The organism is Dyella acidiphila, assembly GCF_014863405.1.
GTDB lineage: Bacteria > Pseudomonadota > Gammaproteobacteria > Xanthomonadales > Rhodanobacteraceae > Dyella_B > Dyella_B acidiphila.
The window spans coordinates 19,844-38,268 of sequence record NZ_JACZZA010000003.1 but is presented as its reverse complement, the minus strand read 5'-3'; the positions used below and the strand labels follow the sequence as shown (position 1 = coordinate 38,268).

20 protein-coding genes are annotated in these 18,425 nt (G+C 65.7%); 11 read left to right on the top strand and 9 right to left on the bottom strand.

Annotated elements, in window-relative coordinates; translation table 11 throughout:
- The first annotated feature begins 43 nt into the window (after positions 1-43).
- From IGX34_RS07045 to ilvA, 4 genes are all read left to right on the top strand, one after another.
- A complete protein-coding gene (locus IGX34_RS07045; RefSeq protein WP_192555006.1) occupies positions 44-358 on the top strand; it encodes a VOC family protein in 315 nt (104 codons plus the stop codon).
- A 92-nt stretch (positions 359-450) separates the two neighbouring features.
- Positions 451-2,325 carry a biosynthetic-type acetolactate synthase large subunit gene (gene ilvB, locus IGX34_RS07040; RefSeq protein WP_338015429.1) on the top strand — a complete coding sequence of 625 codons (1,875 nt, stop codon included), beginning with the start codon at positions 451-453 and terminating at the stop codon, positions 2,323-2,325.
- Between the two features lie 32 nt (positions 2,326-2,357).
- Positions 2,358-2,597: an acetolactate synthase small subunit gene (gene ilvN / locus IGX34_RS07035; protein ID WP_192555005.1), complete on the top strand. Its 240-nt coding sequence runs from the start codon at positions 2,358-2,360 to the stop codon at positions 2,595-2,597.
- Positions 2,594-4,159 carry a threonine ammonia-lyase, biosynthetic gene (gene ilvA, locus IGX34_RS07030; protein WP_192555004.1) on the top strand — a complete coding sequence of 522 codons (1,566 nt, stop codon included), beginning with the start codon at positions 2,594-2,596 and terminating at the stop codon, positions 4,157-4,159. The genes ilvN and ilvA overlap by 4 nt, the downstream gene beginning before the upstream one ends.
- Here the strand turns inward: ilvA and IGX34_RS07025 are convergent.
- Positions 4,148-4,537: a VOC family protein gene (locus IGX34_RS07025; protein WP_192555003.1), complete on the bottom strand. Its 390-nt coding sequence runs from the start codon at positions 4,535-4,537 to the stop codon at positions 4,148-4,150. The two genes, ilvA and IGX34_RS07025, sit on opposite strands and share 12 nt — an antisense overlap.
- A 263-nt stretch (positions 4,538-4,800) precedes the next feature.
- Here IGX34_RS07025 and ubiA point away from each other — a divergent pair, with 263 nt between their 5' ends.
- The gene (gene ubiA, locus IGX34_RS07020; protein ID WP_338015436.1) at positions 4,801-5,694 is read left to right on the top strand and encodes a 4-hydroxybenzoate octaprenyltransferase; all 894 of its coding nucleotides are present in this window, start codon (positions 4,801-4,803) and stop codon (positions 5,692-5,694) included.
- Positions 5,658-7,637: a hypothetical protein gene (locus IGX34_RS07015; RefSeq protein ID WP_192555001.1), complete on the top strand. Its 1,980-nt coding sequence runs from the start codon at positions 5,658-5,660 to the stop codon at positions 7,635-7,637. The genes ubiA and IGX34_RS07015 overlap by 37 nt, the downstream gene beginning before the upstream one ends.
- A gap of 15 nt (positions 7,638-7,652) precedes the next feature.
- On the opposite strand, the gene IGX34_RS07010 is transcribed toward IGX34_RS07015, so the two are convergent.
- Both IGX34_RS07010 and IGX34_RS07005 read right to left on the bottom strand, forming a co-directional pair.
- A complete protein-coding gene (locus IGX34_RS07010; protein ID WP_192555000.1) occupies positions 7,653-8,366 on the bottom strand; it encodes a ComF family protein in 714 nt (237 codons plus the stop codon).
- Between the two features lie 12 nt (positions 8,367-8,378).
- A complete protein-coding gene (locus tag IGX34_RS07005) occupies positions 8,379-8,585 on the bottom strand; it encodes a hypothetical protein (protein WP_192554999.1) in 207 nt (68 codons plus the stop codon).
- 148 nt (positions 8,586-8,733) lie between these two features.
- On the opposite strand from IGX34_RS07005, the gene bioB reads away from it, so the two are divergent.
- Genes bioB through bioC form a run of 5 tightly spaced genes read left to right on the top strand, consistent with a single transcriptional unit; the run spans position 8,734 to position 13,389 of the window.
- Positions 8,734-9,780, top strand: a complete 1,047-nt coding sequence (bioB, locus tag IGX34_RS07000; protein WP_192554998.1) for a biotin synthase BioB — start codon at positions 8,734-8,736, stop codon at positions 9,778-9,780.
- Positions 9,767-10,951, top strand: coding sequence for an 8-amino-7-oxononanoate synthase (bioF, locus tag IGX34_RS06995; protein ID WP_192554997.1), 1,185 nt, complete (start codon positions 9,767-9,769; stop codon positions 10,949-10,951). The genes bioB and bioF overlap by 14 nt, the downstream gene beginning before the upstream one ends.
- 28 nt (positions 10,952-10,979) lie before the next feature.
- Positions 10,980-11,741: a sulfurtransferase gene (locus tag IGX34_RS06990; RefSeq protein WP_192555262.1), complete on the top strand. Its 762-nt coding sequence runs from the start codon at positions 10,980-10,982 to the stop codon at positions 11,739-11,741.
- Positions 11,738-12,511, top strand: a complete 774-nt coding sequence (bioH, locus tag IGX34_RS06985; RefSeq protein WP_192554996.1) for a pimeloyl-ACP methyl ester esterase BioH — start codon at positions 11,738-11,740, stop codon at positions 12,509-12,511. Before IGX34_RS06990 ends, bioH begins: the two co-directional genes overlap by 4 nt.
- Complete coding sequence (bioC, locus tag IGX34_RS06980) at positions 12,508-13,389, top strand: malonyl-ACP O-methyltransferase BioC (protein ID WP_192554995.1); 882 nt, start codon at positions 12,508-12,510, stop codon at positions 13,387-13,389. Before bioH ends, bioC begins: the two co-directional genes overlap by 4 nt.
- 14 nt (positions 13,390-13,403) lie before the next feature.
- Here the strand turns inward: bioC and lptA are convergent, their stop codons facing one another.
- The 6 genes from lptA to IGX34_RS06950 form a co-directional block, all read right to left on the bottom strand.
- Entirely contained in the window at positions 13,404-14,000 is a 597-nt protein-coding gene (gene lptA, locus IGX34_RS06975) for a lipopolysaccharide transport periplasmic protein LptA (RefSeq protein ID WP_192554994.1), read from the bottom strand.
- Positions 14,001-14,084: 84 nt separating this feature from the next.
- Positions 14,085-14,663, bottom strand: a complete 579-nt coding sequence (locus IGX34_RS06970) for a DNA-3-methyladenine glycosylase I (protein ID WP_338015428.1) — start codon at positions 14,661-14,663, stop codon at positions 14,085-14,087.
- A gap of 56 nt (positions 14,664-14,719) precedes the next feature.
- Entirely contained in the window at positions 14,720-15,463 is a 744-nt protein-coding gene (locus IGX34_RS06965; RefSeq protein WP_192554993.1) for an MHYT domain-containing protein, read from the bottom strand.
- Between the two features lie 21 nt (positions 15,464-15,484).
- Complete coding sequence (locus IGX34_RS06960) at positions 15,485-16,246, bottom strand: hypothetical protein (RefSeq protein WP_192554992.1); 762 nt, start codon at positions 16,244-16,246, stop codon at positions 15,485-15,487.
- A gap of 179 nt (positions 16,247-16,425) precedes the next feature.
- A complete protein-coding gene (locus IGX34_RS06955; RefSeq protein ID WP_192554991.1) occupies positions 16,426-17,376 on the bottom strand; it encodes a pyridoxal-phosphate dependent enzyme in 951 nt (316 codons plus the stop codon).
- Positions 17,373-18,380, bottom strand: a complete 1,008-nt coding sequence (locus tag IGX34_RS06950; protein ID WP_192554990.1) for an aldose 1-epimerase — start codon at positions 18,378-18,380, stop codon at positions 17,373-17,375. The genes IGX34_RS06955 and IGX34_RS06950 overlap by 4 nt, the downstream gene beginning before the upstream one ends.
- Between the last annotated feature and the right edge of the window lie 45 nt (positions 18,381-18,425).

The following is an 18,425-nucleotide window of genomic DNA, read 5'->3' as shown; positions in this document are numbered from 1 at the left end:
TCCGGCGAGAGAGCGTCGCATGGACCTTCACAGGAATATGCCGATGAAGCGCTTTCACCTTGCACTGGCCGTACGCGATCTGCAGACCTCGATCGCCGACTACAGCGTTCGGCTCGGCCAGATGCCGAACGCGGTGGTGGACGGCAAGTACGCCATGTGGCGCACGGACCTGTTGAATTTTTCGATCAACCAGAACCCCGAGCGTGCCGGACAACTCCGGCACCTCGGCTTCGAGGACGACGGCGCCGAAGGCTTCCGCAGCACGCAGGACGTCAACGGCATCGAGTGGGAACACTTTTCCGCCACGGCACAGAACGAACGCATCGTGGCGATGTACGGCATTCCGGTCAGCGCATGAGGCGCTGTCGATGCATTACCCGCCACCACTGTATTTCTTCATTCACATAACAAGACCGCGACACCCGCACTGAACATCACCAAGGGACCGACGTGAATACGCCATTGCTCAAACCATCATTCGCCGCCGATGCCGTCACCGGCAACGCGCGTCATCCGCTGGCAGGGACAGACCTGAGCGGTGCGGATGTCGTCGTACAGGTGCTGGCCGAGCAAGGCGTCGACGTACTGTTCGGCTATTCCGGCGGCGCGATCCTGCCGGTCTATGACGCGATCTTCCGCTACAACGCCGAACACCCGCGCGCGGACGGCGGCGAACCGATGCCGTTGATCGTGCCGGCCAACGAGCAGGGCGCAGGCTTCATGGCTTCCGGCTATGCGCGCGCCTCCGGCAAGGTGGGCGTGGCGGTAGTCACCTCCGGCCCGGGCGCCACCAACATGGTGACGCCGGTGCGCGACTCCACCGCCGACTCGATTCCGCTGGTGGTGATCTGCGGCCAGGTCGCCACGCAGGCGATCGGCAGCGATGCGTTTCAGGAAGCGCCGATCAGCAACATCATGGGCTCCTGCGCCAAGCACGTATTCCTCGTTACCGATGCTGCGCAGCTGGAATCCACCATGCGCGCAGCGTTCACCATCGCGCGCAGCGGACGCCCCGGCCCGGTGGTGGTGGATGTTCCCAAGGATATCCAGAACGCCTTGATCCGTTTCCACGGCGAAGGCGAACTGCCGCTGCCGGGCTATCGCGCGCGGCTGCGCGCCGTGGAGCAGGCATCGCTCAGCGACGACGAGTGCGCGGTGCTGTTTGCCGCCCTGTCCAAAGCGAAGCGCCCGCTGATCTACGCCGGCGGCGGCATCGTGGCCGGCGGTGCCGCGCCGGCGCTGCGCGCCTTCGTGGATGCCTTCGGCTTGCCGGTCACCACGACCTTGATGGGCATCGGCGGCTTCGACACCACCGATCCGCTCGCACTGCACATGCTCGGCATGCACGGCACCGCCTATGCCAACTATGCGGTGGAAGATTGCGATTTCCTGCTGGCGCTGGGCGCGCGCTTCGATGACCGCGTCGCCAGCGTGCCGTCGCAGTTCGCGCCGCAGGCGAAATTCATTGCGCACATCGATATCGACCCGGCCGAGATCGGCAAGGTCAAGCAGGCGCATTGGCATCACGTCGGCCCGCTGGACCGTGCGCTGCAGCGGCTTACGCAATATGGCGACACCCATCATCCGCAGCAGGTGCGCAGCGATTGGCATGCGCATGTCGCCGCCCTCAAGCAGCAGCACGCGATGAACTACGATCGCGACAGCACGCTGATCCAGCCCTACGCCGTGCTGGAAGAAATCAATCGGCATACCGATGGCCGCGCCATCATCAGCACCGGGGTCGGCCAGCATCAGATGTGGGCGGCCCAATACCTGGATTTCCGCGCGCCGCGGCATTGGCTCACCTCGGGCTCGATGGGCACCATGGGTTTTGGCCTGCCCGCTGCGGTCGGCGCGCAATTCGCGCGCCGCGATGCGCTGGTGATCGACATCGACGGCGACGCCAGCATCCGCATGAACCTCGGCGAGCTGGAAACGGTTACCACGTACGGCCTGCCGCTGAAAATCGTGGTGCTCAACAATGTTGGCGACGGCATGGTGCGGCAATGGCAGAAACTGTTCTTCAAGGGCCGTTTCGCCTCGTCCGACAAGAGCCTGCATCGCAAGGATTTCGTACGCGCCGCCGAAGCCGACGGCTTTGCCTGGGCGCGCCGGCTCGATCGCCGCGAAGAACTGGCGAGCACCATCGCCGAATTCCTGGCCTTTGACGGGCCGGCGTTCCTGGAAGTGATGATCGATCCGGATGCCGGCGTGTATCCGATGGTCGGCCCGGGCGCCAGCTACGCGCAGATGATCACCGGCGATTTCATTCCTGCGCGCAGCGCATCCATCGTCGGCGAAGCGGCTGCATCCGACAGCTTCTGAGCCCACGCCAACCACGAACCGGACCTCCAGCCATGCAACATACGCTCTCCATCCTCTTGCAGAACGAAGCCGGCGCACTGGTGCGCGTGGCGGGCCTGTTTGCCGCGCGCGGCCACAATATCGACACGCTCACCGTAGCCGCCACCACCGATCCGACGGTATCCCGCCTGACTTTGACCGTGCGCGGTGACGATGCCGCGCTGAGCCAGATCCTGCAGCAGACGCGCAAGCTGGTCGATGTACTGCAGGTCGAGCATCCGGCACAGGCATGAACGCAAGCGCTGCCGCGGAACCGGCCGATTTCACCCTCACTGCGGCGTCGGTGCTGCGCATGGCCGAATCGGCCCGCGTGTACGAAGTGGCGCATCACACGGCGCTGGAGCAGGCCTCGCTGCTGTCGGCCCGGATCGGCGCCAAGATCTGGCTAAAGCGCGAAGACCAGCAGCCGGTGTTTTCCTTCAAGCTGCGTGGCGCCTACAACCGCATGGCGCAACTCAGCGCCGCGGATCGAGCGCGCGGCGTGGTGGCGGCCTCGGCTGGCAATCATGCGCAAGGTGTGGCGCTGGCTGCATCGAGGCTGGGCATTCGCGCCACCATCGTCATGCCGGTCACGGCGCCGCAAGTAAAGATCGACGCGGTGCGCCGTTTCGGCGGCGCGTTTACCGAAGTCGTGCTTAGCGGGGACTCGTACAGCGAGGCGCAGGCCGAGGCGATGCGTCTGCGCGAGGCGTCGAACGCCACCTTCGTGCACCCTTTCGACGATCCCGACGTGATCGCCGGGCAGGCCACCATCGCGCTGGAAATCCTGGCCCAGCATGCCGGGCCCTTGCACGCGGTGTTCGTGCCGATCGGCGGCGGCGGCCTGATCGCCGGCGTCGCCGCGGTGATCAAGGCGCGGCGACCGGATGTGCGTGTGATCGGCGTGCAGGCCAGCGATGCCGATTCGATGGCCCAGGCGTTGCGTGCCGGTACCCGCATAGCGCTGGATGAAGTGGGCCTGTTTGCCGACGGCACTGCGGTCAAGCAAGTCGGGGCGCTCACCTTTTCGCTCTGCCGGCACTACGTCGATGACGTGCTGCGCGTGGACACCGACGCGATCTGCGCCGCCATCCGCGACATCTACCAGGACACCCGCAGCGTCCCGGAACCTTCCGGCGCCCTGGCGCTGGCCGGCCTCAAGCACTATGTCGCCATGCACGGCGCCGGCGATGGCGCGCTGGTCGCGGTGGTATCCGGTGCCAATATGAACTTCGATCGCCTGCGCTTCGTGGCGGAACGCGCCGAGGTCGGCGAGCAGCGCGAGGCGGTGTTTGCGGTCACCATCCCCGAACAGCGCGGCAGTTTCCGGCGCTTTTGCAGCGCGCTGGGCCAGCATTCGATCACCGAATTCAATTACCGCATCGGCGATGCCCAGGCAGCGCATATCTTCGTGGGCGTACAGATGGCGCGGCGCGAGGAACGCGAGGCGCTGGCGGCCGCCTTCCGCGCCAATGACTTCGGCGTGCTCGATCTCACCGATGACGAGCTGGCCAAGCTGCATCTGCGCCACATGATCGGCGGGCGCTCGCCGCTGGCACGCGATGAACGGCTTTATCGGTTTGATTTTCCCGAGCGTCCCGGTGCGCTGGCGCGTTTCCTGGAACGCATGCATCCGGACTGGAACATCAGCCTGTTCCACTACCGCAACCATGGCGCCGATTACGGCCGTATCCTGGTCGGCATCCAGGTGCCCCCCAGCGAGCATGCGCTGCTGCGTCATTTTCTTGCGACGCTGGGCTATCCCCACGTGGACGAAAGCGACAACCCGGCCTATCGGCTGCTGTTACGCGCCTAGCAATACGCGGCCCAGCGTTTCGTCGATCGAGCCGCCGGCGTCCAGCTCGAACACGTGATTGTCGTAATCGGTGAAATAGAGCGCGGTGTCTTCGCGCGCCATGAAGTGTTCCACGTCCGAGCTGGCCAGGCGTTCCGCACAGGCGCGCAATTCATCGCGACTGACATCGATAGCGATACGGTCGCCATTGCGGCATGCCGGGCCGTCGCCCTGGCGCAGCACGAACCACACGCCGCCAAACTTCGCAAAGCTCTGCGGATGACCGTTGTCATCGGGCCGGTTCGCGATCACCTGGGCACCCAGCACGCCGGCAAACAGCTCCGAGGTGCGCACGGGATCCCGCACGATCAGCGCGATATGACCGATGGATCCAGACATGGACGACTCCAGCTCCCCCAAAGCAGCGCGAGATGCTAGCCGCTTCCTTCCCCGGAGGGCAATGTGCCGTCACCATGTCCGCAGCGGCCAAGGACACCGTTTCACAGATGAGGTAGCACGCTAAACTTGCGCTCATGGCCCCCACGTCCCGCAAGCGCCCACGGCGCAACCCGCCCGCACCCGCCACCAGCCGCGCGCGTGCCGCCGTGCCGGTGGCGCCAAAACCGCAGCGCCCCGCCGACAGCTCCACCCGCGCGGCGCGCGTGCTCGACTGGCTATTGCAGAAACTGCCGGCGGCGCAGCGTGAGAAGGCGCACGACATCCTTGTGCTTACCCGCATGGACCGCCCGATCGGCGCCCTGCTGCTGCTCTGGCCGACCTGGTGGGCGCTGTGGCTGGCCGCCGGCGATTTCCCGCCGTGGAAGCCCTTGCTGATCTTCACCCTGGGCGTATTCGCCATGCGCGCCGCCGGCTGCGCGATCAACGACTACGCCGATCGCAAGCTCGACCCGCAGGTAGCGCGCACCGCCGGCCGCCCGCTCGCAGCCGGCCGGATCACGCCGCGCGAAGCGCTGATCGTGTTTGTCTCGCTGCTGGCGCTGGCATTCGTGCTGGTGCTGTTCACCAATGCCCTGACCATCAAGCTGTCTTTCGTCGGCGCAGCGCTGGCGGCCCTGTATCCCTTTACCAAGCGCTATACCGACCTGCCGCAGGTGGTGCTCGGCGCCGCCTTCGGCTGGTCCATCCCGATGGCCTTTGCAGCGGTGCAGAACACGGTGCCGGCGGTGGGCTGGGTGCTGTTTATCGCCAATATCCTGTGGTCGGTGATCTACGACACCGAGTACGCGATGGTCGACCGCGACGAAGACCTCAAGGCCGGCGCCCGCTCCACCGCCATCCTGTTCGGCGATGCCGACCTGATGATCATCGGCGTGCTGATGGGCACCTTTCTCACCGCCATGGTGATGGTCGGTACCCGCGCACATCTTGGCTGGCCCTATTGGCTGGCCGTAGCCCTTGCTGCAGGCCTGTTCGGCTGGCAGCAATGGCTGATTCGCAATCGCGCGCGCGACGCATGCCTCGCCGCGTTTCGTCACAACAATTGGTTAGGACTTACGCTATGGATCGGCATCGCGCTGGCATTGGCGCTGCGTTAAAGCAAAGCTTCACCCCCTCGTCCAACCCTGCCGCATTCACCACGTCGCCGCGAGGCGGCCTTAGCCTGTGGGTAGTGCTGGCATGGGTTGCCGCCATCGGACTGACGCTGCTGCAGGCGCACTATTTCCTGTACGGCTTTCGCCTCAGTGGCGACGATGTCCGATTCGAGGATGCGGTGCTGCATGGAGAATCGGCCGCGCTTATCGCGGGCACGCCTGTCGACCAGGCACGCATCGGGCAATTCCTCCTGATGCCGCTGCTGTTGCTGGGCTCGCATCTGTCCAGCTACCTGGCTTTTCGTATTTTCTACGTTGCGCTGTGGTACGCGGACATCCTGCTGTTCTCCATCTGGACCGCACGCGTTGCCAAGGCACGCATCGCGCTGCCCGTGTTCGTGGCTATCGTCAGCCTGCAGCCGATGATCGGCTATCACATGCCGCCCGTGGGCTATCCGCTGGAGCTCGGCCTGCCCTTGCTGCTTATGTTCGGCATCCGGCTGCTGCTGGGCGCTACGGCTCGCAAGCATGCGTCGCGACCGGGCATGGCCGCGCACGCAGCAGCGGTCGTGGGCTGGCTGCTTTACGCCGCTGCCGTGCTGAGCAGCGAATACATGATGATCATCGGCGTGCTCGTGGTTGCGCTGGAAGCGATCGGATCGATGCCTGGCACCGGCCTGTCCATGCCAAAGCATTTGTTCCGGCGTTTTCGCCTCGATCTCGCGCTGCTGGCGCTCGTCTACGCTGCCTATGCGCTTTATCGCAGCAGCCAGCCTACGCGCTATGACGGTTCCACCATGGACGGACTCGGCCATCATCGGGATCTGGCGTATACGTTCCTGATGCACATCGCCAGCGGCACCTGGGTGCCGTTCGCAAACGGCACCGCCCTGTCATCCGATGCAATGCCGGGTGTGCTGATGTGCATGCTGCTGTGCGCGGCCGCCTTGTGGCTCTATCGGCGCCCCGCGAGTGCGCCAGGCCCGCAGCAAGCGGGACAGGGGCTCGCGTTGATGGCGGGGCTGCTCGCAGCCGGCGCGGCGTTCCTGACCCTGCTCGTCGTTGCGGCAAGCAAGCAGCAACGCTGGTGCACGCTGCAGGGCAACTGCAGCTATCTCGATAGCAGACTGTCGCTCTTGATGCTGGTGGCCGCGCTGGCCTTTGCAGGCGTGTGGGCAGCACGCCAGCGCAATGCGTTGCGCTTCATCACCATTGCAGCAGGCGTCGCCGTGGTGGCCAGTGCGGGCATCTGCCACGCCATCAGCCGGCAGCAGGCGGAAAGCATGCGGCTGGTGTCGGCAGCGTGGGAAAGGGCGCGCATGATCGCTTGCCATCACCCCAGCATCGACGCATATAGCGCCAGCAACTTTATCGATCCCGAGCATCTGATTCCCATGCATGCATCCATGGATCGCGATGCCTTCTGGCACAGTTATCTGGATCGCGTCGCCAGGGATGGTCTGTGCGTGCAGCAAGTCGACGTGGCATCGCTCCATCCATCCTCCGACCTTGTGGTCGGGCAAACAGCAGGCATCCACGCAGGCGGGGATGGGCTGCCGCTGCTTGCATCGAACTGGAGCCATCCGGAGCCGGCGGGTGTCTGGAGCCTGGGTCCCGTAGCAGTCCTGGTTGGGCACATAGAGCCTTCCGATCGCCCGCTGACCCTGAGTTTGCAGTTGATTGCTTACGCGCCCGCCCATGGCGGCACGACCCAGCCGGTGAAAGTCACCGTCAATGGCAGTGAAGTGGCCCAGTGGACGGTCGCCAGCGACCAGCCCCACGCCTATTCCCTGAGCTTGCCGGCGGCGGTGTCGCGCGCCGGCGGCCGGATCGAACTAGACCTGGAAGTTGGCCATCCCACTTCGCCGCAGGACAAAGGCCAGTCTGCCGATACCCGCAAACTCGGCGTCCAGGTCAGCAGCCTGCAATTGCAAGCGGCGCCTTGACGGCGCCGATCGCCGTCAACCACCCGGCAACGGCGCTCGCGCGAGCGCCCACACATCGATGCGTGGCACGCCGGCCCGCCGCAGCAAGCGCACGCAGGCCGCGAACGTGGTGCCGGTGGTAAATACATCGTCGAGCACCGCAACATGCGCCGGCAGAGCCACCGCACGCGGCAACGCAAACGCATGGCGCAAATTGCGGCGGCGCTCCAGCGCACTGAGTCCGGTTTGCGCATCGGTATGGCGAATGCGTTGAAGCACGTCGTGCCGACAGGGAATATCCAGCGCGCGCGCCAGCGGCTGGGCCAGCTCCCACGCCTGGTTGTAGCCGCGCTGGCGCAGACGGCGACGATGCAAAGGCACCGGCAGGATCATCTGCGGCAGCTCGGGCGGCGGTGCTTCGCGCTGCCACATGGTCGCCAGGGTCCGTCCGGCGGCCAGATCGCGCTGAAATTTGAACCGCGTCTCCAGCCGGTCGAGCGGCCATGCATAGCGAAAGGCGGCCCAGGCCGCATCCCAGGGCGGCGCTTTGCGCAGGCAGCGTCCGCACTGCGCCGCCGGCGTCGGCAACGGCAAGGCGCAACGGGCGCAGCATGAGGTATTGCGCGGCAGTTCCGCGGCGCAATCGCGGCACAGATCCGTGCCCTGCGCACCCGCATCGCCGCATAACAGGCAGCGCCAGGGCAACAACCAGCGCTGCGCGGCTGACAACAGCCGGATCGGCGCATCCATGCGCAAGCGCAATCAGTTGTTCGGCTTGAACAAAGCCGCGTCGAGAATCGACCAGAGATGAATGATCCAGCCCATCCAGACGATCCATAGCGCCGCGGCCAGCACGAACATCACCACCGCCTTCAGCAAGCGCCCCTGCACCAACTGGCCCAGCCCGGGGATGAAGAAACTGCACACTGCTGCGATGACATTGCCACCGCTGCCCTGACCTGTGCTCATGCATCGACTCCTTCGATAGGGGATCAAGGCATGGATGGTAAACGCTTCGGAGGCCGCGTTTCCGTCAACCATTCGCCAGCGAACAGAGTTGACAGCCCCCGGAGGCCACTTCCACACTTATCCGATTCACGCCACGGAGCTTCATCCCATGCCCGCAGCCGCTCTTCGCCACGATTGGTCGCGCGACGAAATCGCCGCCCTGTTCGCCCTGCCGTTCAACGAGCTGCTGCACCGTGCGCACGGCGTACACCGGGAACACCACGATCCGAATGCGGTGCAGGTTTCCACCCTGCTGTCGATCAAGACCGGCGGCTGCCCGGAAGACTGCGCCTACTGTCCGCAATCGGCGCGCTACAACACCGGCGTGAAAGCAGAAAAACTGATGTCAGTGGAAAGCGTGGTCGCACGCGCGCAGGCCGCCAAGAGCGCCGGCGCCAGCCGCTTCTGCATGGGTGCGGCGTGGCGCAGCCCGAAAGACCGCGACGTGGAACAAGTGGCCGAAATCGTTTCCGCGGTCAAAGCATTGGGCCTGGAAACCTGCGCCACCTTGGGCATGCTCAGCGATACCCAGGCGCAGACGCTCAAGCAGGCGGGGCTGGACTACTACAACCACAACATCGATACCGCGCCGGAGTTCTACGGCGAGATCATCCACACGCGTGACTACCAGGATCGCCTGGACACCCTGGAAAACGTGCGCCATGCCGGCATGAAGACCTGCTGCGGCGGCATCGTCGGCATGGGTGAAACGCGCGGCCAGCGCGCCGGCCTGCTGCAGACGCTGGCCAACCTGCCGGAGCATCCCGAATCGGTGCCGATCAACCAGTTGGTACAGGTGGAAGGCACCCCGCTGCACGGGGTGGAAGCGCTGGACCCGTTCGAATTCGTGCGCACCATTGCGGTAGCGCGCATCCTGATGCCGGCGTCGATGGTGCGCCTGTCGGCCGGTCGCCAGCAGATGGACGACGCCGTGCAGGCGCTGTGCTTCTTCGCCGGCGCCAATTCGATTTTCTACGGCGAAAAGCTGCTCACCACCGGCAATCCCGACGTGGAACACGACCGCGCGCTGTTCCGCCGCCTCGACTTGCATGCGCTGGAAGTGGTCGAGGAAGCCGGCACCGTGCACGCCGATATCCTGGAAACCGCAGCAGCCGACAGTTGCGGCCAGGGCTGTGGCTGCAGTGCCGCGGCCTGATCTGCTCGAACGTTTGGCCGTCCAGGCGGCCGAACGGACGCATGCCCAATTGCAACGGCGCCTGCGCAGCATCGATGCCTGGCAGGGCGCCTATGTGGAAAGCGGCGGCCGCCGCCTGCTGGCCTTCTGCACCAATGACTATCTCGGCCTGGCGCAGGATCCGCGCCTGGTCGCCGCGCTGAAGCACGCCGCCGACGAAGGCGGCGTGGGCAGTGGCTCTGCCCACTTGATCTGCGGGCATCGCCGCGAACACGCCGCCCTGGAAGAAGCGCTGACGGCATGGACCGGACGCGACCGTGCCCTGCTGTTTTCCACCGGCTACATGGCCAACCTGGGTGCGATCCAGGCGCTGCTCCAGCGCGGCGATCTATGCGTGCAGGACAAGCTCAACCACGCCTGCCTGCTCGATGGCGCCCAACTGGCCGGCGCCGTGCTCAAGCGCTATCCGCATGCCGACGCCACTGCCGCCGCCCGTCAGCTGGGTGGCGAAGATCACACCGGCGCCCTGCTCGCCACCGATGGCGTATTCAGCATGGACGGCGATATCGCGCCACTGCGCGAACTGGCCGTGCTTTGCTCGGAGCAAGGCGCCAGCCTGATGGTGGACGACGCCCACGGCCTGGGCGTGCTGGGTGAGCAAGGTGCCGGCTGCGTCAGCGAAGCGGGACTCGGCCAGCACGACGTGCCGGTGCTGATGGCCACGCTTGGCAAGGCCCTGGGTTGCAGCGGCGCCTTTGTCGCCGGTTCGGCCGCATTGATCGACGGGCTGACCCAGTTCGCCCGCACCTACATCTACACCACCGCCATGCCGCCCGCCCTTGCTGCCGCCGCACACGCTGCGGTGACGCTGGCGCGCCAGGAACACTGGCGCCGCGAAAAACTGCAGGCCCTGATCCAGCGCTTCCGCCAAGGCGCCGCGCAGCTGGGCCTGCCGCTGATGCCTTCGCGCACGGCGATCCAGCCGCTGTTGCTCGGCGACGCACAGCAGGCGCTGGCAGCTTCCCGCGCACTGGAGGACCTGGGCTTGCTGGTGGTGGCGATCCGCCCGCCGACCGTCCCGCAGGGGCAGGCACGGCTGCGCATCACCTTGTCGGCAGCGCATGCGGAAGCCGACGTGGACCGGCTGCTGGACGGCCTGCAGTCCCTGCGCCTGGCCAGTGCGCCGGTATAATGGCCGGTCGCGCATGTCCCACCTGCCTATGTCGATCCTCAATATTTCCGCCTACCGCTTCGTCAGCCTGGATGATCTGCCGGCGCTGCGCGAGCGCGTGCTTGCGCAGTGCGTGGCCTTGGCGCTGAAGGGCACCATCTTGCTGGCGCCGGAGGGCATTAATCTGTTTCTCGCCGGCCCGCGCGCCGCGGTGGCCACCTTCATGGGCTGGCTGCACCAGGACGCGCGTTTCGCCGGACTCGAAGGCAAGGAATCGCTCTCCGACGAGGTGCCGTTCAAGCGCATGCGCGTGCGCCTGAAGAAGGAAATCATCACCCTGCGCTATCCCACCATTCGGCCGGAAGGCGGCCGCGCGCCGGCCGTCGATGCGGCCACGCTCAAGCGCTGGCTGGAGCAAGGCCGGGATGACCACGGCCGCGAGCTGGTGCTGCTCGATACCCGCAATGCCTACGAAACCGATGTAGGTATGTTTCCGCAAGCGGTCGACTATCGCATGGCCAGCTTCACCGAGCTGCCGGCGGCGCTGGCGGCGGATCAGGCGCGCTACGCGGGCAAGACGGTGGTGTCGTATTGCACCGGCGGTATTCGTTGCGAAAAGGCCGCGCTGCATATGCAGGACATCGGCATGCAGCACGTGTATCAGCTGGAGGGTGGCATCCTGAAGTATTTCGAGGAAGCCGGCGGTGCGCACTGGCAAGGCGACTGCTTCGTGTTCGACGAGCGCGGCGCGGTCGACACGCAATTGAGCCCCGCAGCCGCCTCACCTCCCGCGGGAGATGAGCACGCATGAGCCTGCATATCGAGGTACGCGGCAGCGGCCAGATCCCGCTGGTGATGATCCATGGCTGGGCCATGCACGGCGGCGTGTTCGCACCGCTGGTCGAGTTGCTCGCCGAACAATGCACCATGTACCTGGTCGACCTGCCCGGCCACGGCTATTCGCGCGACTGCGGACTGCCATTGGAGCCGCATGCCTGCGCACGCGCAATCGCCGCAGCCACGCCACCCGCAACCTGGCTGGGCTGGTCGCTGGGCGGACTGGTGGCGCTGAGCGCAGCACTGGATCTGCCGCAGCACGTACACGGGCTGGCCATGCTGTGCGCCACGCCGCGCTTCGTCAGCGCGCCCGACTGGCCGTACGGCCGCGATGCCTCGCTGGTGCGCCAGCTCGCCGTCGACCTGGAAACCGATTACCACGCCACGGTCGAGCGTTTTCTGGCACTGGAAGCAATGGGCAGCCCCGATCCGCGTGGCGATCTGCGCCGGCTGCGGGCAGAAGTATTCGCCCGCGGCGAGCCGGATCTGCGGGTGCTGCAGGAAGGCATCCGCATTCTCGACGAAACGGATTTGCGCGCAGGCCTGGCGCAACTGGTGCCCGCCCGCAGCTGGTGGAATGCGGGAAGACTGGACCGCCTGGTACATCCGGATGCCATGCAGGCGGCGGCCACTGCCAGCCAAGGCCAGTTCCATGTCACGGCACATGCCGGGCATGCCCCCTTCCTCAGTCATCCCGGCGCAGTGGCCGATACCCTGCTGCCCTGGCTCGAGACCCTTCGATGAGCGATTTCCAGGTCGATACGCGCCGCGTGCGGGCCAACTTCAGCCATGCCGCCGACAGCTACGAACAGCACGACGCGCTGCAGCGCGAAGTGCAGCAATTGTTGCTGGAGCGGCTGGATTTCTATCTGCAACAGCCTGATCGCGTGATCGACGTAGGCGCCGGCACCGGCCGCGGCAGCGCCCTGTTGAAGAAGCGCTACGCCAAGGCACAGGTGATCGCGGTCGACGCGGCATTGCCGATGCTGCGCACGGCCAAGTCGCACGCCGGCTGGCTCAAGCCCTTCCTGCGCGTATGCGGCGACGCCACCGCCCTGCCGCTGCCCGACCACAGCGTCGACGTGCTGCATTCCAATTTGTGCTTCCAGTGGATCGACGATCTGTCTGCGCTGTTCGGCGAATGTGCGCGCGTACTGAAGCCGGGCGGCATGCTGCTGTTTTCCACATTCGGCCCGGACACCTTGCGCGAACTGCGTGCAGCGTGGGCGTCGGTCGACCAGCATTCGCATGTCAGCCGTTTTCTGGACATGCACGATCTGGGCGACGCGATGATCAGCGCCGGCCTGCGCGATCCGGTGCTGGATGTCGATCGCTACACGCTGACTTACAGCGAACCCAAGGCGCTGCTGCGCGAGCTCAAGGGGCTCGGCGCCACGCATGCCGATCGCGGCCGCGAACGCGGCCTCACCGGCAAGCGGCATTTCCAGGCGATGCTGGCGGCATACGAAGGCATGCGCACCGATGGCCGCATTCCCGCCACCTGGGAAGTGGTGACCGCGCATGCCTGGGGGCCGCCACCGGGTCAGTCGCGGCGCGGCAAAGACGGCGGCGAAATCGCCAGTTTCTCGATCGACAGCCTGCGCGGTTCGCGCCGGCGCTGAACCAACAGGGATCGCTACGGCTTCGGCGCGGCGGCAGCCGTGCTGGCCGCGGCCGGCTGTGCTGCGTCCGGCTTGGCCGGCGCGCCCTTGTCCGGCTTGGGCTTGGGCAGGTAGGTCATGCTGACGTTGCCTTCGCCGGTGAAATAGGTGGTCTGGGTGTTGTAGGTCAGCTTGTCCGCATGAGCATCGCCGGTGTCCTGCTGGGTGACCACTCCATTGGGGGTCAGCACGGCGATGCCGTTGATGTTGTCGTAATCAAGCGCCGGGGCTTCGCCGGTCATCAGCTTGTCGTTATCGTCCAGCTGCTGGATATGCGCCGGCTTGCCATTCATCACAATGCGGCTGACCTGGCTGTTGGCGTCCAGGTAGATATGCGCGATGTCGCCGGTGGCTTTCATGCTGCCCTGGGTGACCACCACATGTCCGGTCAGCGTGGTGATCGTATTGGGCGCGTTGAAGCCGTTGACCGAATCCTGCGAGGTGTTCATCGGCTGGTTGCGGTCGCCCGTCTTCGCATGCGCGCCGACCGCGAACAGCCCAAGCAAGAGCACGGCGCACGACCGGATGGCCACGTTGCCGCGGTGGGCGCCGGAGTCGCGAAACAGCTTCATGCGATGCATCCCCAAACAGACGATGCCGCCATTCTAAGGCCAAAGCCGGCCCGAAACGGCGACGGCGGACTCGGCTGCCGCAAGCTAGTGCCCGGCGGCGCAGGCCTTGTGCCGGAAGCACTCCACCAGATGGTCGTTGACCATGCCGGTGGCCTGCATGAAGGCATAGCAGATGGTGCTGCCGACGAAACGGAAACCGCGCTTCTTCAATGCCTTGCTCATGCGGTCCGACACCGGCGTAGTGGCCGGCACATCGCCCCGGCCGCGCCAGCGGTTATGCACCGGCTTGCCCTCGACGAACGACCACAGATAGGCATCGAGGCTGCCGTATTCAGCGATCACCTCCAGCGCCACCTTGGCGTTGTCGCGCACCGAGGAGATCTTCAGGCGGTTGCGGATCAGGCCCGGATCGAGCAGCAGCTTTTCCAGCTCGCGATCCTTCATGGCGGCAACGCGCGCGATCTCGAAATGGTGGAAGGCGTTACGGTAATGCTCGCGCTTGTTCAACACGGTGCGCCAGGACAGGCCGGCCTGCGCCCCCTCCAGACAGAGGAATTCGAACAGGGCGCGATCGTCATGCAGCGGCACGCCCCACTCGGCATCGTGGTAAGCCTGCATCAGCTCGCCATCGGCCGCCCAATGACAACGAATACGCGATGCCACTGCCGCTCTCCTCTGCCCGTGCAACTCAAGGCGCGCAGCATAGCGCCATTGCCGGCTCAGATGCTGAGGCTGGAGCGGTAGCGCTGGCGCCAGCAATAAAGCCCCAGCACCAGCAGCAACAGATTCGCCACGATCGCAAACAGGGTTTCGCCCAGATTGCCGCTGCGCAGGCCTTGCGCGTAGCCGTCCGGCAACTGGCCGCCATTGGCGTGCAAGCTGACCGCCGCCATGCCGGTGTAATGCATGCCGCATACGGCCACGCCCATCACCAGCGCGCTGCCGATCATCTGCAAGCGCCCGCGCAGATTGAACGCCAGCCACAATGCGGCCATCGAAGCGACGATGGCGATCAGCACGGAAACCACCACCCACTTGCCGGCGTAGTGGATATCCGCGGCCATCATCATCGCGGCCATGCCGAGGTAATGCATGGCCGCGGCACCCAGTCCCATGCAGGTACCGGCCGCCAGCAGGCGCCACCAGCCGAAGCGGCCGCTGCCCACCAGCATCAATCCACCGCAGCAGGCACCGAAGGCAAGCAGCGCCGACAGCGCAGCAAGCGCCGGGTCGTAGCGCACCTCCATGCCGATATCGCAGGCCAGCATGGCGGTGAAATGCATGGCCCAGATTCCGCCCAGCCCCATTGCCGCTCCCGCCATCGCCACGGCTGCCGTTCGCTGGCGCGGCGTAACCGCCAGCGGAATCGCCACCGCCGCCTGCATGGCAGCGAATGCACCCAGCACGGACACCGCATACGACAACAGCACCAGCCACACGTTGTAGTCGAGCTGCACTGACATAGATCCCCCCAGATCAAAGCTTCAATGCGAGATTTCCATGCTGCATAACGCGGCACCGGCGCCGCGGCAGCCAAGCTGGCGGACAAATACCCGCCGCGGCGCCACCGCCGCGCCCAGCAATCCTTCCAGATAACCCCCGTAAAACCTGCAGCCGGAACGCGCTCCCGGCGCACACAACGGGCTGTTGAGCACATGCAGGTGCACGCCGTGATGCTCGATATCGGCCAGCTGGCGCAATGCAGGAACCCCGATGCGCCGAATCGCTTCAGCCAGGCCCAGCTTGGCGCCCAGTGCGTAGTCGCGCTTGTATACCCATGCACCAGTGCGGCGTCCGGCCAGCATCAGCGACGATTCGCGCACCGCTTCGTCCACGCTGTGTTCTAGCGAAACCAGCCAGGGATAAATCTGCGGATAGTCCTGCGCCAGCATAGGCAGTACGTGCTCCACCTGCACTACGTTGGGCAGGCTGGCCGGCGGCGGCAATTCGGGCGGCACCGAAGGTTCCGCCGACATCATCGGCATCGACAAGGGCGGCACTACGCTGGCCTCGCCCGCCAGCGCCGCCTCGAAACTCAGCACGCGATTGTGCGTACCCAGCATTTCTTCCAGCGCCATGCGTTGCTCATCCGGCCCGCGCACCAGCATCGACAGGCACGCACCGCGCCCGTCCTGCGTCAGGCGCTGGCGCAATAGCGAAAAATGATTGGCGACGACGACGTGCCCAAGCTCGACCAGCAGTCCCTCTCTGCGATCAGAGAGAACCTGTATCTCCAGCTCGACCATAAGGCCCCCCTGTTGCTCGATGCTGGTGTGCAAATTGTGAGCGAGAGGATGCGCGATTCACCGGGCGCAAAGCGTGATTGACTTCAAGCTTCGCCAAAAGCGAACGCAAACACCATCACAGATGGCGCGCTTCGTGCATGAAATTTCGATACCTTGTCAGCAAGCTGACGCGCAGGACATCACCACGGCAGCGCATCGATATCGACATTGCCGCCGGTCAGCACCAGGCCGATGCGGCGGCCGGCGAATCGCTCGCGCTGCTTGAGCACTGCGGCGAACACGGTGGCGCTGGATACCTCCACCACCACTTTGAGTGACTGCCACAGCAGTTTCATTGCCGCGATGGCTTCTTCGTCGCTGACAGTAATGATCTCCACGCGATGCTCGCGCAGGGCGGCGAAATTCGGTTCGCCGATCAGCGTGCGCAAACCGTCGCACACCGTATCGGGCACCAGCGCATCGATGCGCGCACCGAGCGCCAGCGACCGGGCCGCGTCGTCCGCACCGGACGGCTCCGCACCGAACATGCTCAGCGACGCATCGATGGCGTGTGCAGCAATCGCACACCCCGACGACAAGCCGCCGCCGCCGACCGGCGTGATGATCGCGTCCAGCTGCGGACTTTGCTGCAACAACTCCAGCACCACCGTACCCTGCCCGGCCATCACCCGCGTATCGGCATACGGATGCACCAGCGTGGCACCCGTAGCCTGCTGCACTTCGGCCGCCTTGGCCTCGCGCGCCGCAGTAGTGGCAGCGCAGCGATGCAGGATCGCACCTGCGCGTTCAATTGCTTCCAGCTTGGCGCGCACGGCGCCTTCCGGTACCACCACGTGCGCGGCGATGCCACGCGTGGCAGCCGCCATCGCCAAGGCATTGCCGTGATTGCCGGACGAATGCGTCACCACCCCGCGGGCCGCCTCATCGTCGGTCAGCGACCACACCGCATTGCAGGCACCGCGGAACTTGAATGCGCCGCCGCGCTGCAGGTTTTCGCATTTGAAATGCAGCTGCGCACCGACCATGCGATCCAGCGCCTCATGGCGCAGTACCGGGGTGATCGCCGCATATGGCGCGATGCGGGCCGCCGCGTCGCGGATCTGATCGATGCCGGGCAGTGCCACGCTCATACGCTATCGATCTCCACGCCGCAGCGAAACAGCCGTTCCGCGCCCGGTTCCAGGCGGATCGCCTGGGCGCAATCGTCGCGATTGAACGCATTGGACATGCTTTCCATCGGCTCCAGCGCCACCGCACGGCGCACATCGCGCGTCACAGTATCGGCGGTGAACACCAGCATCACGCCATGCTCCTGCCACACGCTCAGCCCCAACCCGTTGGCCGGATTGCGCATGCGTGTGTGCGCCCGGCCATCCGCACCGATGACGAGGCCGGCGTACGCGCTATCGATCTTGGTGCTGCCGATCGGCTTGGCCTGGCGAAAATCGAGCGCGGCCGGCGCTTCGTCCAGCGGCTGATACGCCTGCGCTCCCGGCAACGGAATATAGCCCGGCGTAGTGCGTACCAGCTGCGTGGCGGGCACCTGCAATTCCCAGCTGTCGACGGCGTTGTCGCCCACGCGGAAATACGGATGCCAGCCGAAGAAGCAGGGTGCGGCGCTATCGCCCACATTGCGCATGCTCACCTGCAGTGCCAGTCCTTTGCCGTCGAGCGTGTAGCTCACTGCCAGGTCGATGGCATGCGGGTAACCCGGGAACGCGCCAGGACGTATGACCTGCGTAACGAAGGTGACGTGGGCACCCTGGCCATCGGCGTGGTGCTCCGATATGTCGAAATCGACGCCGCGCACAAAGCCGTGGCGGCTGGCGCGCGCATCGCCCTCGACCCCGGGCTGCAGATCCTGCTGCTGGCCGTCGAATACATAGCGGGCATCGTCGATGCGATTGGCGAACGGCGCCATGATGGCGCAGCGCGAACTGGGGCGGCTGTCCAGCTCGGCCGCGTCGCGGTAACCGTCCACCAGCTGCAGCACCTCGCCGCGCAGTGCCTGCTCCAGGCCGATCAGAGTGGCGCCACGGCAGGCGATGCGGGCACTGCGGCCGTTTGCGGCATCGCGCAGAACCACGATTTCGTGCGGTCCCAGCCGCGTGCGCTCGGTGCTGAATGCAGTCATCCGCTTGTTCCTTGGCAGGGAAACCCGCATGTTAGCCTGATCCGT

Excerpts from the sequence above, each read along its gene's own strand:
- IGX34_RS07045 (WP_192555006.1), top strand. The coding sequence starts at position 44 with ATGAAGCGCTTTCACCTTGCACTGGCCGTACGCGATCTGCAGACCTCG.
- ilvN (WP_192555005.1), top strand. The coding sequence starts at position 2,358 with ATGCAACATACGCTCTCCATCCTCTTGCAGAACGAAGCCGGCGCACTG.
- ilvA (WP_192555004.1), top strand. The coding sequence starts at position 2,594 with ATGAACGCAAGCGCTGCCGCGGAACCGGCCGATTTCACCCTCACTGCG.
- IGX34_RS07025 (WP_192555003.1), bottom strand. The coding sequence starts at position 4,537 with ATGTCTGGATCCATCGGTCATATCGCGCTGATCGTGCGGGATCCCGTG.
- IGX34_RS07015 (WP_192555001.1), top strand. The coding sequence starts at position 5,658 with ATGGATCGGCATCGCGCTGGCATTGGCGCTGCGTTAAAGCAAAGCTTC.
- IGX34_RS07010 (WP_192555000.1), bottom strand. The coding sequence starts at position 8,366 with ATGGATGCGCCGATCCGGCTGTTGTCAGCCGCGCAGCGCTGGTTGTTG.
- IGX34_RS07005 (WP_192554999.1), bottom strand. The coding sequence starts at position 8,585 with ATGAGCACAGGTCAGGGCAGCGGTGGCAATGTCATCGCAGCAGTGTGC.
- bioB (WP_192554998.1), top strand. The coding sequence starts at position 8,734 with ATGCCCGCAGCCGCTCTTCGCCACGATTGGTCGCGCGACGAAATCGCC.
- IGX34_RS06990 (WP_192555262.1), top strand. The coding sequence starts at position 10,980 with ATGTCGATCCTCAATATTTCCGCCTACCGCTTCGTCAGCCTGGATGAT.
- bioH (WP_192554996.1), top strand. The coding sequence starts at position 11,738 with ATGAGCCTGCATATCGAGGTACGCGGCAGCGGCCAGATCCCGCTGGTG.
- bioC (WP_192554995.1), top strand. The coding sequence starts at position 12,508 with ATGAGCGATTTCCAGGTCGATACGCGCCGCGTGCGGGCCAACTTCAGC.
- lptA (WP_192554994.1), bottom strand. The coding sequence starts at position 14,000 with ATGAAGCTGTTTCGCGACTCCGGCGCCCACCGCGGCAACGTGGCCATC.
- IGX34_RS06965 (WP_192554993.1), bottom strand. The coding sequence starts at position 15,463 with ATGTCAGTGCAGCTCGACTACAACGTGTGGCTGGTGCTGTTGTCGTAT.
- IGX34_RS06960 (WP_192554992.1), bottom strand. The coding sequence starts at position 16,246 with ATGGTCGAGCTGGAGATACAGGTTCTCTCTGATCGCAGAGAGGGACTG.
- IGX34_RS06955 (WP_192554991.1), bottom strand. The coding sequence starts at position 17,376 with ATGAGCGTGGCACTGCCCGGCATCGATCAGATCCGCGACGCGGCGGCC.
- IGX34_RS06950 (WP_192554990.1), bottom strand. The coding sequence starts at position 18,380 with ATGACTGCATTCAGCACCGAGCGCACGCGGCTGGGACCGCACGAAATC.